The sequence below is a fragment of the Acinetobacter sp. Leaf130 genome, from assembly GCF_001423205.1.
Lineage (GTDB): Bacteria > Pseudomonadota > Gammaproteobacteria > Pseudomonadales > Moraxellaceae > Acinetobacter > Acinetobacter calcoaceticus.
In genome coordinates this window covers 608,957-621,881 of the sequence record NZ_LMOE01000001.1, presented here as the reverse complement: position 1 = coordinate 621,881, position 12,925 = coordinate 608,957, and the positions used below count along the sequence as shown (strand labels likewise).

Below are 12,925 nucleotides of genomic sequence, written 5' to 3'. Positions count from 1 at the left end.
CAATTTTAAACTTCTGACTTCAATTTTTTACTCGTCCTTTTTTTAGCAGCCTTAGCAACAGGATCTAGTAAATATTGAATTTCGTCATCTTTAGCATCAATCATGATAATTTTTGGCAATTTTTGCTCTGCTAAAGCCACCAAAATTTCTGTAGCCAATGCAGGTAACACCGTAGAATTTAAAATATTATCAACGTTACGCGCTCCACTATCGACTTCTGTACAGCGGCTTAAGAGCAGCTCTACCAAATCGTCAGAATACTGGACTTGCGTACCGTATTGTTTCTCAATTCTTGCTGTGATCTTGCCTAGCTTGTGTTTAATAATTCGTACGAGTAAATCATCATGCAATGGGAAATATGGCACAACTCTCATTCGGCCTAAAAATGCAGGCTTGAATTGCTTATATAAACTTGGTTTTAAATGGTCAATCAACTCTTCAGCTGTTGGCCATTCTTCTACAGGTGTATTTAAGCACGCTTGCATAATCGCGCTTGAACCAGCATTTGAAGTCAACAAAATAGTGGTGTTCTTAAAGTCAATAACTCGTCCTTCGCCATCTTCTAAAGTACCTTTATCGAATACTTGATAGAACAGTTCCTGAACATCACTATGTGCTTTTTCAATTTCATCAAGTAAGACAACACTATAAGGATTACGGCGAACAGCTTCTGTTAAAACCCCACCTTGACCATATCCTACATATCCAGGAGGAGCGCCTTTAAGTGAAGATACAGTGTGTGCCTCTTGGTATTCAGACATATTAATTGTGATTAAATGCTGCTCACCACCATATAATTCATTTGCCAGAGTTAATGCAGTTTCAGTTTTACCTACACCACTTGGCCCGACTAAAAGAAATACACCTTGTGGCTTATTAGGATCTTCAAGTTTTGCTTTTGAAGTTTTAATGCCCTGAACTAATTGTGTGAGTGCATAATCTTGACCCATTACACGTTCGCCCAATTTATCTTCAAGCGTTAATATTTGTTTAATTTCATCATTGACCATTTTTCCAACTGGAATACCCGTCCAATCAGAAATAATTTCATTAATGATTTGAGAGTTTACTCTTTCAAATACTAATGGTTGCTGACCTTGAATCTGAGCAAGATCCTTACGCAATAGATTGATCTGATCATAAGCTTCAGATTCATTCGTATGATTCTGTGCTTCTAATTCCTGAATTTTATGAACAAGTTCTAATTCTTTTTTCCACTGCTCTTCGGTTTCATGAATCTCTTTTTGCAAAGATTCTAAATTAGCTTTTAAAGTTTCCAATCGTTCATGATGAATTGGAATCTGACGATGCTCATTTTCTAAAATTTGCTGTTCAAGCTTTAAGTTATGCTCTTGAGCTTTTAACTGATCAAGCTTTACAGGTTGGGCATTTTGGGTCAACGCAACTCGTGCTGCTGCAGTATCAAGCACGCTCACTGCTTTATCCGGAAGTTGACGACCACTAATATATCGATGTGAAGAGTGAACCGCCGTCACGATCGCCTCATCATCAATTTGTAATTTAAAATGCTGTTGCATGACTGGAATCATTGCACGCAACATATCTACCGCAACGTCTTCGGTTGGCTCTTCTACTTTTACAACCTGAAAACGTCGGCTTAATGCAGCATCTTTTTCAAAATATTGTTTGTATTCTGCCCATGTTGTTGCAGCAATCGTGCGCAACTCACCACGTGCAAGTGCCGGTTTTAAAAGATTTGCAGCATCATTTTGCCCTGCTTGTCCGCCTGCGCCAATTAAGGTATGCGCTTCATCAATAAACAAAATAATAGGATGAGCAGAAGCTTGAACTTCCTGAATAACCTGTTTTAAACGATTTTCGAACTCGCCTTTAACACTTGCGCCAGCCTGTAACAGCCCCATATCCAGCACATGTAAATGGACATTTTTTAGGGCGTTAGGCACTAAACCTTGAGCAATTTTTAAGGCTAAACCTTCGACCACCGCTGTTTTACCAACCCCCGGTTCTCCAGTTAAGATCGGGTTATTTTGGCGTCTACGCATTAAAATATCGAGCATTAACCGAATTTCATATTCACGACCAATAACCGGATCTATACCGCCTTGTTTCGCTTTTTCAGTGAGATTAATCGTATATTGATCAAGTGCAGGTGTTTTAGCTGCTTTGGTATTTGCTATAGTAGCTTCTGTTGGTTCAGCTTCACCCGAAAGTGTTTTTGTTTCATCTTGTTGTTCAACACTCTTCTCACAAATTTCAAGAAACTTATGTTTCATTGAATCAATTGGTAAAAGATCAAATAAACTCGAAGCTCGAGTGGCAATTTGATATAAATCAGGTGCAGTTAATAATGCAACTAATAAATGACCACTACGCATGACTGGATTTTGCTCAGCTGAAGCCAATAACCAAGCTTGTTCGAACAAACGAACGATTGATTTAGCAAAAATAGGAGTACGATTATTACCTTTCGGTAATTGAGATATTGTTTCTTTTAAATCATCAGCTAAAGCTTCAGGTGAAATTTTATATTTCTTTAATAAAATTTTTAAATCATTCTCTAAAGATTGATTAAGTAGCTCTAAAAATAAATGTTCAATTTCAATTTCGTAATTTTGTTGAATAACACAAGCATTAGCCGATTTTTCTAAAGCAGTACGCGCAACTGTAGAAAGTTTTGTAATTAAAATTTTTAAATTACTCATCATTACTCTCAATATTTTTAAATAATTTAATGCTTAAAATCATAATGTCTGTATATTAACAAAATTCAGCTTTATCAGACAAACTACTCATCATTTCAAGCGTTAATATGTTCTAGTAGATATTTATATCTATATAAAAATATCTCTACCCTTATCCTTGATTAACTAAACTCTGTTTTGGTAATAATTTACAACCGCATGATAATGAATCATTTACGCGCGCTCCAGATTTTCCCATAACAAGCATATTCGGATCACCCGATACAATCGTAGAAACCGTTTTGTGTAACGGACAAGTTGCCTTGTCTCCTACACATGCAATTGCAATTCCATCAATTAAAAACGTACTATTACCAGAAATGACTTGCCCTCCACCTGTTGTTGGGCATCCAATCGTAATGTAAGGGCTAGCCATGTTCTTCTCCTTATATTTATAGAACTGTAAACTCAATTCGACGGTTTTTCTTCCTTCCTTCTGGAGAAGTATTATCTGCGACTGGTTTAGAGGAACCTAAACCTTCTGCAGATAAATGGTCTGCCGGAATACTCTTACTAATTAAATAGTTTTTTACTGCCAATGCTCGATCTTGGCTAAGTTTTAAGTTTTTAGTCGCATCGCCGGAACTATCTGTATGTCCTACGATTTTGACTTTTTTACCGCCTACTTTATTTAAAGCAACAGCCATCTCATCTAGAATTTTTTGACCGGCATCAGTTAACACTGCACTGCCAGATTCAAACTCAATAATTCGATTTTTAAGTGCATCATCAATAATTTTCTGTTCAGCCTGATTGACTGATAACTGTGAATACAGTTGATACGGAGGCTGAACTAACCCTTGAAAAGACTGAATGGTAGGTTGAATATCTGCTGGATTCAGCATTTTTCCACTCAACTCAAATCGAGTACCGTTTACGCTTAACTTACCTTGCGAGACTTTTTTAAGATCAGGTGTAATGACTCGTGTAACAGAATCACTCCATCCATTTGGAGCAACTACGGGTCTCACTTGTATTTTATCTACAACCTGATCTGCACCGTAAACAGACTGCATTTTTAATAAGATAGCCTGTTTACTCGCCTCGTTAGGAACTACACCTTCTACAACAATGGGCTGAGCCAAAGCATAATTAGCAACGGCATAGATAAAACAGCCTTTTATGAGCTGTGAAAGTTTAGTTTGATATCGTTGATTCATTATTATTCACCCAAAAAAGTCTGTCTAAATAGTTTTAAGCCTTGATTTAAACTTAATTGGCGTTGGCATAATGATTGTTCTAGCGTCGCTAAACCAGCATTCTGCTCCAAATAAGTATCAATCCACTGAGCTTCTATTAAAGAAACCCAGTGTTTACTATCCATATTCTGAGTAAAAATATCGCTAAGGGCTAAAATATCTGCACCTTGAAAACCAAAGAATAATACGGGTTGCTCTCGATGTAACAAGCCTATAAGTACTTCAGTATTATGTTCCTTTAAAAACCGACAAATAATACTGACCCAAAAAGCAGCTATTTCATAACTGTAAGCAGGATTATTAATAGGCAAAATCAGGACTTTATTTAACCGACTAGTTCCATTTTGTAAAATTGGCTGTAGTAATAATCCCAGCCCAATCATACTTTGCGCTAATTCATAAATACTTAACTTCATTAACTGAGCAAATGAGTGCATCGTATGATTTTCATAAAAGCCTACACATTCTCGTTCAGTTAAAACCTGAATTTGATTTTGTAAGTGACCTAATTTTCCAAGTAACAAATCTGAATCTTTAATGCCTTTTAAAGCGCGATTGTTTTGAAATAAATCAACAAGCACATGTTTATAGCTATATGGTGCATATAACAAATTATCATACGGCAAATCAATTTCTAATAAATGGCTCAGCACCATTGGAAAAGATCGACCCGAACTATCTTCACTTGCGAGTAGATTCGCAACCAAAAACATATTTTCTTTTGGATTGGCAATAAAGAAATCCAGTGAAGGCAACGTGCTATAAGCTTCTTTAAAGTTGCCCGATTGCATCGCATATTCCAATGCTTCAGTAATCCACTGATCAAGCAACTGTATTAAAGCATTCTGACCTTTTGTTTTTAAAAAGTCGCCTCGTGCAGGACTTTTGCCGTAATACAAAGGAGTGGTTTTTAATGTTTGCATTAGTGCTCCTCCTTTCGCATAGAGGTTATTTTCCATGTCATGGTTTAACTCCCGCAGAAGGCTGAGCGAATGCTGCAACAGGATTTTCTGTTTTTGCTGGAGCAGCAGCTTGAGCTGGTGCTTGCTGAGCAGACACCACTCGAGCTGCTTTATCGGCAGTGACTTTATCAACGAGTTGCATACCTGCATAACCACGGCTTGAACCAATGCTGCCTGAATTACTGCTGATTAGACGGAAATTCATTTTTACAACTAATGATGGATCGGTCTTACTACGCCAAAGCATTTCAAATCCGCCATTTTGTTCTTTACGCTGAGCACTATCAATTAAACGGTTAATACCATACTCACCTGGCTCATCAAAAATCGTGTGCGTTTGACCTTGTAAATCCACAGCAGTAATACGAGCACCCGGAATGCTTCCTTGGTTTGGCCAAATGAAGTTGACCCACTGCTGCACACCGTTTTCATAAGTCATACGCTGACCATCAATATCAACGGTATATGAAAGCAATTGTGGATTTGGAATTGGGTAGAACTGGAAGTTAGATTGGTTGGTTGCTGGTGCCGCTGGAGCTTGAGCATTCAACTCACCTGTTGCCATACCATTCGCTGGAGTAACATATCTTTGGAAATTCATGACGAATTGAGGATTTAAACTAATTCCTAAATCTTTCCATGTTTTAGACGTTAACGTATAACCACGACGGATCACAAATGGATCAAGACTTTCTTTTACAAAGCGTGAAATACTACCGTTCTCGCCCAAAATTTGACCAATTTCACTGCTTGTCGCTTGCAAAGAAGCTGATGAGTTAAATGGATATTTCTTAGCAAGATTTGCTGTAAATGGTTGATAAGCTTGCATTACCCACAATTTATTAATTTCATCTTGTGTCGGTGTAATTAAACTTTCAAAAGCCTGCGTAAGTGGACTAACTACCAATTTTTGTAGTAATCGCTGATCAATTTCATTGAAACCAACCGCCATTTTTTCATCTACAATTTTTTGCGTCTGGTTAAATACAGAAGTTTGCTCATTCAGGGTTTGCTTAACTAATGTCATCGCATTAGGCCCAACTTCACCTGCATTCTTAAGCTCGTTAAACTTGCTACGAACTAGAGCTAAATTTGTCATATATTCATCAAGTAATGATTTACCTTGTTGATCATCGCGTTTGCGAACCAACTGATAGAACATTTGATATTCTTGAGAAATCGCGCCCTGAGCATTAGTCGCCACTTGATTAGCAGCCTTATCATCATGATTTAAAACTTTACGTTTAAACCACGCAACAAATCCTTTTTGTGGAGCCGCTAGCTCTGCTTGCACAACTGGATTATCCCAGTTTGTTTCGATTGCCACTCTTTCAATTAAGGTACGAATTGGAGAGTTCTGCGGCTCACCTAAAACATCAATATTTTTTACTTGCTGAGCAAATTGGCCAGCTTTAGCATAATGAATACCACTTAAAAATTTTCTCCATTCCGCAATATATTCTTGCTTATAGAGTGCTGTCAGTTGCTTTCTAATTTGTTCAGGGCTGCCAGAGAAAGTTAAATCATCAGATTGACGGCTATTTAACACCCAGTCTTTACTATCTGTTGGCTTATCTGCAGCTTCTTCAATTGCCTTTTCTACATAGTCATTCCATGCTTTTTGGGTAAATACACCAGGCAATGCATAACTACCCAATACAACATTTTTATTTGCCTCACCCACAATTTGACTGACAGTCAGCGCAGGGAAACGTACCGCAGCACGCATTTTTATTTCATTATAAACACGATCACGCGCAGGCATTCCTCTGACAACAGAGAGCAACACTTGACGTGTTTGATCAACAATTTGTGAATCCGCATCTAAAATTGGGAATTGTTTGTCATTTGCTAAAGTCATTGCATATGACAAGATCTGTTCAGCTTCCTGAATCATATCTGCACGTGGCATTTGGCCCTTATTGGCATCTAACCAAGAACGCCAGAAACGCGTAACCTGATCACTTAAATGACTTGCATCCATGTATTGTGGATTACTCATCATTAAATATGCTTTTAATGCATTGTAAGCATCTTGAGGATTTGTGTCTGAAGGTTCCAAATATTGTTGAGACTGAGCAGTTTGTTTAATCTCAACATTCGTATGATTGGCTTTTAATGTTGCTTCATTATTTTTTACGCGTTGCAAATATTGAGCAATATTTTGCTGTGTTGGTGTTAAAACAATTTGCTTAACGCCTTTTAAATATTCCGCTTTTAGTTTTTCACGAAGTTCGTTGCCCTGATATAAACCAAAACTAAACTTAAGTGGTCTATTTTCATCAAACTCATCTAACTGCTGTAGACGTCTTTGAAGAATAAGTAAAGCTTCTAACTGGGTTGATAATTGCTGGCCTGAAGATTTTTCTAATTGAACAACCTTATTTAAATCTGCTTGAACTTCACCAATCAATTGCTGGTTATTGCGATATGACCAAACCCAGACACCAAGAATAATTGAAACACCTGCTAAAGCGCCAATAAATGCAATGTAACGCTGACGTTTTCTGCCAGCATTTACATGCTGCTTAACCAGATCTTTATCTTTTAAAATAACATCTGAAAATAGCCCATTTAAGAAATAACCATGGTTAGGGGTAATTTTTGAATGATCTTTTAAATCACTTTGAGCAATTTGAGTTAACTGGAATTCCTGTGCAATTTGCTCCGTCATTGGACTTTCAATTACACCTTCCTGCAAAGCACTAGTGAAGTAGAACCCACGGAAAACAGGTTGAAATTGATATGGATTATCTTCAAAAAGTGTCGCAATAAAGCTCTTTAAAGCTGGTTTTAATGTTTTAAATTCTAATGGGAAAGTCATTACACTTGGAGAGATATTCTGCGAATGGCGGCGACTTAAATGAGTCGAACTTACCCCTTTTAAACCATCGTAAAGAATATTGTAATGTTTCTCGAATAAATCTACGGCATTGTGCGAAGAACTCTGTTCATAAGGAAGGGTCGCCCCCCAAGCTTGGTTATATTCCTGAGCTTCATAGAATTCAAAAAACTCTGTAAAACCCGCAATCAAATCCATTTTTGAAAAGACTAAATAGACAGGAACAACGACTTCTAAGCGCTCAGTTAAATCTTGAATACGAGCACGTAAATTTTTAGCAAGCTTTAACGAATTTTCAGGACTTTGACTAATCAGCTCAGCAATACTGACAATTAAAATCAAACCATTGACCGGAGCTTTAGAACGGTTCTTTTTTAAAATATTTAAGAAACCTAGCCACTCAGAATGATCTTCGCTATAAACAGAATAACGACCAGCTGTATCGAGTAAAATACCTTCTGTAGAGAAAAACCAGTCACAATTTCGAGTACCGCTTAACCCAGCCGATACCATTTTTTGATGCGTTTCTTCGAATGGAAACTTTAAACCAGAATTATAGATAGCTGAACTTTTACCTGCAGCGGGGTTACCAATAACCATATACCAAGGAAGCTCATAGAGTGCCGCATTCCCTTTTTTATCACCCAACTTAGATTTACGAATCAGTTGAATTGATTCTTTCATTTGTTGATTAACAAGCTGAAGCTCTTCTTTATCTTTATTTTTTCCGTACTCAGCTTGATTATCTTTTTCAATCGCTTCAGCTAACTCTTCACCTTGAGCCGCATGTTTTCTTCGTTGAATAAGCCAATAGATACCATAAACAATAAGACCCAAAGCATAGGCAGTCGCTAAAGCCCAGAATATATGACGGGGAATTGAAGTATATGAAGACATCAATGCCACGAACAATGACAAGGCGATAATTGCTTTAGGATTCGTGATGTACTGCCACAAGTAGCCTAAAATTGTATGCATTCTATTCTCGTTCTAAGTCCAAAGTTTAAATTAGTTATTCAACACCATCACATCATCTTCTGAATTTTCGGTGACATGCTTCACAAACGTATGTGCTGACACCGTATTTTCACCAAAGACAAAAGGAATGATATGTTCAGGGAAATGCATACTTAGCATAAAACCATAAATATCAGCTAAATGTTGGGTATGCCCTAATGAAGATTTCACATAAATATAGTGATGCGGTTCTACAGGTGTTTTAAGAAAGTGTTGCTGCAATTTCTTCGAAACTCTTATATCGGTCTGATCTGACAATATCAGCACATAAGGTTCCTCTCCCTCATGCTGAGGTAAATCATTAAATTCAAAGTTATTAAAAAGCTTCGCTGTATCTTGTTGGCCCACAACCACTTCCAGTGCTTTAGTAGGCTCTAATTCTTGAATTTTTACTAAAGGATCTGCGAGTAAACAGCTTGCTGCAAATTCAGCAGGAATATAATCTTTAATCATCCAAGATTTTTCATCGACTAGATCTTGATCAATTTCTGAATCAGCGACGACTAAAAAGAACATCTCATGCTCTCTTTTATGAATACCTTTTAATAGGTGTATCAACTCTTGGTAAGCTAATTGCTCTCCAAAAAAATGATATTCAATATGAACCTTTTGCGGAGCAATACCAATCTCAGCAAAGAACTCTAAAATTAATTCATTACTTTGATCATCATTCCAGATATGTAGTAAATCCTCCGAAAGAAGGATGTGTAAATTTAAACGATTTAAACGGTAAACTTCGACTACAGGCATTTGAACATCATCATATTCAGACTCAGGATCAACCCATGCCGGATGCATATGATATTCACGGGCTTGTTGCGACTCATAAAATAATGTTGAACGCTTTAAATGCTCTGCAAGAAGATATAAGTTTTCTATATTTTGTTCTAATTGTTGTTGTATTAATGACATCATACGAAGTTGTCGTGAAGATGAGTAATCACTCTCCTCATGATTGTCTTCATCCAAGTCTTTAATACGATAAGATAATAGAGGCAATCCATAAGAATTTAACAGTTGATCATCTAACTCCGGGCTTTTGAAGTTTTGTAGCTGCTCAATAATTGATTCATTCTCACCTAATGCATGTACGGCAAAAGCAGAGTAAATATTAAAATCTAACTGTTCGAGTGGTGCGTCACTTACAGTAGTTTGTTTTTGATTAGCATCATCTTTGTCTTGATTTATAGCTTGTTCTTTCTTGTCTTTATAAGCTCTATAGGTACTATAAATTAACCATGGCGATAAGATCACCAATGTAATAATTGCTGGTAACAATAAGAAATAAAGAAAAAAATCACCTTTATCAGGGTTATATTGAACGTCACGCCAGTAGAAAATAATAAATCCACTAACCACTGTAAAAATAGCAATAAATGAGAGTAATATTTTTTTAATCACATTCTCTCTCCAATAAGGCTATAGCAAGTTTCATGACTATGTACTTTTGGTTGTCGTGATATGAGAAAAGAACCCTGCCCTAAACCATTCTGGTTATTCTTAGTTAGACAAATAGGTTGTATTTCTGACTCATCCAATACGAGTCGAAGATCTATCGATAAAGTTGGACTACACCACGTTTCTACAATTTTTTTTAGTTTTAAACTCAACTCTTGATTTGGGAGGAAATTTAAATATTGCTGACGCTTTAGTGGCCCAATCTGAATTTCAATTTTTCCATCAATTTGCTGAATGGTTTCCCCACAAAACGTATTAATGCCAAGTAAACTCGGCTGACTTCCACCTAAAGTCGTTAATTGATCACTCGCCAACTTAAAAGATTCTTGTATAAACTCTTTAATCGTAATTTCATGCTTAAAAATACAGGACAGCATCGTTTTTAATGCATGAACTGTATTATTCTGGCCCTGCATTAATCCAGAAAACTCTGCAAAATAGTCATCAAGCTCTGTTTGCTGATGTTGGGAGCGCACATAGCCATTCAATGCATGCAGAATATCTAAATAATCGTTTTTATACTCAGTCTCATATCGAATCGGTAAATTATATGTAATGCTGGACTCTACATATTGAGCAGTAAGCTTATGGTTAAATAAGCTCAGAAACTCTTTAGTTTCAGCTCTTTGTTGACGTGGGGCCTGTTTAATCTTATTCGTATATGTATAAGGTAAAGCACCTTGTATGCCAGTAAGACCAACGATTAAATTCGTGATATAAACCCTTTCGTCCGTTAATTCTAAATTTTCAATTTCTGTAGCAGGAAAATTTAAATTAAAGGATGTCTCAAACTTGAAATGATCACTCCAAGATGAACCAACTGCGCGACTAGAGTCATGCCTTAATAGACGTGTTGCCTGAATAAATTCAAAAGACTTTGGCTTTGTAAACAGCTCAGCTGTTATAGAAGAGTCTTGCCACCAACGTTCTGACTGCATTGGTATAACTCCTGCTGAGATGAATAATCCTTAACAACCAAATCAACAAAACTATTAATTTGAACCTTTAAATTAAAAACACGACTTAACAATTGGCTAAAAATGTATAGGCTATGCCCTCTAAATACAGATGAATCAATTTGCAACTCGGCTTTCACGCCCCTTACAAACATTGGGAATGGTTTACCATCTACTAGTTTGTGAGTAAGTGAAAATTCAAGATGTTTAATTGATTCAATAATTAGATAATTTTCTTTTGATAACGGTAAGTTATATAAAGCAAGTAACTCTTTAATATGAGATACGGCATCACCTTTCATTAAAGCTAAACTATTTAATGAAAGGTGTGAAATGACACGCCACTGCTCAGTCTGGCTTTGTCCAAATTGATAAGGTTTTGTCGGTCTTTTTAAAACAATGGCACGTCTGGCCAGACTACTATCATTTAAGTTCAATATATTATTAGACTGCCCCAATGCTTCATGTGGCAAATCACGATTTGAACATAATAATTTTGTACTAATAAAATCTGAACGTGTTGAAGAAGGATTTAAATTTTTAGAAATAATTGAATATCCCATTTCAACAAAATTTGGTTGTAGTTTTTGATAGTTTACCGAATAGAAAAAGCGGGCCTTGTCCGCATGGTAGTGGCTCATCGCAAAAAAAGGCAGCACCGGAACATAGCTTTCTTCGTGACTAGTTTTTTCACGCACCATATTCATTTCAGTAATTGAATAGACTTGATAAAACTCAGGATGATGTGCATCTGTAATTAATGGATATTCTAATTGCTTGTGTACGATTTTTTGAGGTTCAGCATATTTTTCAAATAAATTAATGACTGGTGTAGTAAATAATTTAAAATTAGCAACATTCAACTCAGAATAATTTCGAACTACGGCTTGATCATTTAAATTTAATTTAAAATGTACAAGCAGTTCAAAATCACTCTCTTCTAGAGATAGATTCTTTAAAAGGTCTAAATCTAGCTTAAGATAATTGAATTTTTCAGGAAAACAGAAATACTCCATCAGCAAACGATACGCATGATGAGTATGCTGATCGAGTGGTAATAGACTTTCTTGCTCTGAAAAACCAGTTAACTCAAATGGATTTTTATCCAACGCTACAACTTTCTGCCCTGTTTTTATGGCAAAAGTTGTTTCCTTCTTAAAAATACTGTCTAGTACTTGAAGTGGAAAATTAGAAATTGCATCTAAATAAATAGGAAGCTTTTCATTTATTAAACATAAATGAGCATGATTAAAAATTTCAAACTTAAAATTTAAAGTCGCATTTTGGCTCAAATGCATATGTGCACTTGGTGTACTTTTAAACTCTAGCGCTTGCAAACTTATCGGGAGTAATTTGATTTCTTGCGTGGTATTAAACTCACACTGAACACCTTTAAAACTACGCGACTTCAAGACTGTGTGTGCAGGAACAATATGTGCTTCTGTGAGCTGCTTTATTTTATTTAAATCTTCGAAACTTACCACCGAACAAGCAGGAAAGTGACGTAAGTATTGAGGAAACATTACCTCAAATAAAGAACGTGTAAATACGTCATAACTATCAGCAAGTTTTTTATCAATGCGAGCAGCAATTAATGAAAACGCCTGTATTAGACGCTCAATATGCGGATCATCAATCTGCTCTTGATTTAACGATAAACGCTGAGCAATTTTCGGATATTTTTGGGCAAATTCTCGAGATTGCTGACCAAATTCTTGTAGTTGTTTTTCGTAAAACGGTAAAAGCTCTTCTATCACAACACACCCAC

8 protein-coding genes are annotated in these 12,925 nt (G+C 36.4%); all 8 read right to left on the bottom strand.

The annotated features are described in order from the left end of the window. Nucleotides 1-5 precede the first annotated feature (5 nt). Entirely contained in the window at nt 6-2,687 is a 2,682-nt protein-coding gene (gene tssH / locus ASF86_RS02540; RefSeq protein WP_081407524.1) for a type VI secretion system ATPase TssH, read from the bottom strand. A 148-nt stretch (nt 2,688-2,835) separates the two neighbouring features. Continuing rightward, nucleotides 2,836-3,099 carry a PAAR domain-containing protein gene (locus tag ASF86_RS02535; protein ID WP_003651066.1) on the bottom strand — a complete coding sequence of 88 codons (264 nt, stop codon included), beginning with the start codon at nt 3,097-3,099 and terminating at the stop codon, nt 2,836-2,838. 16 nt (nt 3,100-3,115) lie between these two features. After that, complete coding sequence (locus tag ASF86_RS02530; protein WP_056479131.1) at nt 3,116-3,883, bottom strand: OmpA family protein; 768 nt, start codon at nt 3,881-3,883, stop codon at nt 3,116-3,118. A 2-nt stretch (nt 3,884-3,885) separates the two neighbouring features. Further along, nucleotides 3,886-4,845, bottom strand: a complete 960-nt coding sequence (gene tagF / locus ASF86_RS02525) for a type VI secretion system-associated protein TagF (RefSeq protein ID WP_056479128.1) — start codon at nt 4,843-4,845, stop codon at nt 3,886-3,888. 37 nt (nt 4,846-4,882) lie between these two features. After that, nucleotides 4,883-8,704 carry a type VI secretion system membrane subunit TssM gene (gene tssM, locus ASF86_RS02520; protein WP_056479126.1) on the bottom strand — a complete coding sequence of 1,274 codons (3,822 nt, stop codon included), beginning with the start codon at nt 8,702-8,704 and terminating at the stop codon, nt 4,883-4,885. A gap of 30 nt (nt 8,705-8,734) precedes the next feature. Then, nucleotides 8,735-10,144, bottom strand: coding sequence for a hypothetical protein (locus ASF86_RS02515; RefSeq protein ID WP_056479123.1), 1,410 nt, complete (start codon nt 10,142-10,144; stop codon nt 8,735-8,737). After that, on the bottom strand, nt 10,141-11,139 hold the full coding sequence (gene tssG, locus ASF86_RS02510) for a type VI secretion system baseplate subunit TssG (RefSeq protein WP_056479120.1): 999 nt from the start codon (nt 11,137-11,139) through the stop codon (nt 10,141-10,143). Before tssG ends, ASF86_RS02515 begins: the two co-directional genes overlap by 4 nt. After that, nucleotides 11,103-12,914, bottom strand: coding sequence for a type VI secretion system baseplate subunit TssF (gene tssF / locus ASF86_RS02505; protein ID WP_056479117.1), 1,812 nt, complete (start codon nt 12,912-12,914; stop codon nt 11,103-11,105). Before tssF ends, tssG begins: the two co-directional genes overlap by 37 nt. Nucleotides 12,915-12,925 lie beyond the last annotated feature (11 nt).

What these genes read in the sequence shown, in the direction of transcription:
- tssH (WP_081407524.1), bottom strand. Translation starts at nt 2,687, where the DNA reads ATGATGAGTAATTTAAAAATTTTAATTACAAAACTTTCTACAGTTGCG.
- tssG (WP_056479120.1), bottom strand. Translation starts at nt 11,139, where the DNA reads ATGCAGTCAGAACGTTGGTGGCAAGACTCTTCTATAACAGCTGAGCTG.
- tagF (WP_056479128.1), bottom strand. Translation starts at nt 4,845, where the DNA reads ATGCAAACATTAAAAACCACTCCTTTGTATTACGGCAAAAGTCCTGCA.
- ASF86_RS02530 (WP_056479131.1), bottom strand. Translation starts at nt 3,883, where the DNA reads ATGAATCAACGATATCAAACTAAACTTTCACAGCTCATAAAAGGCTGT.
- tssM (WP_056479126.1), bottom strand. Translation starts at nt 8,704, where the DNA reads ATGCATACAATTTTAGGCTACTTGTGGCAGTACATCACGAATCCTAAA.
- ASF86_RS02535 (WP_003651066.1), bottom strand. Translation starts at nt 3,099, where the DNA reads ATGGCTAGCCCTTACATTACGATTGGATGCCCAACAACAGGTGGAGGG.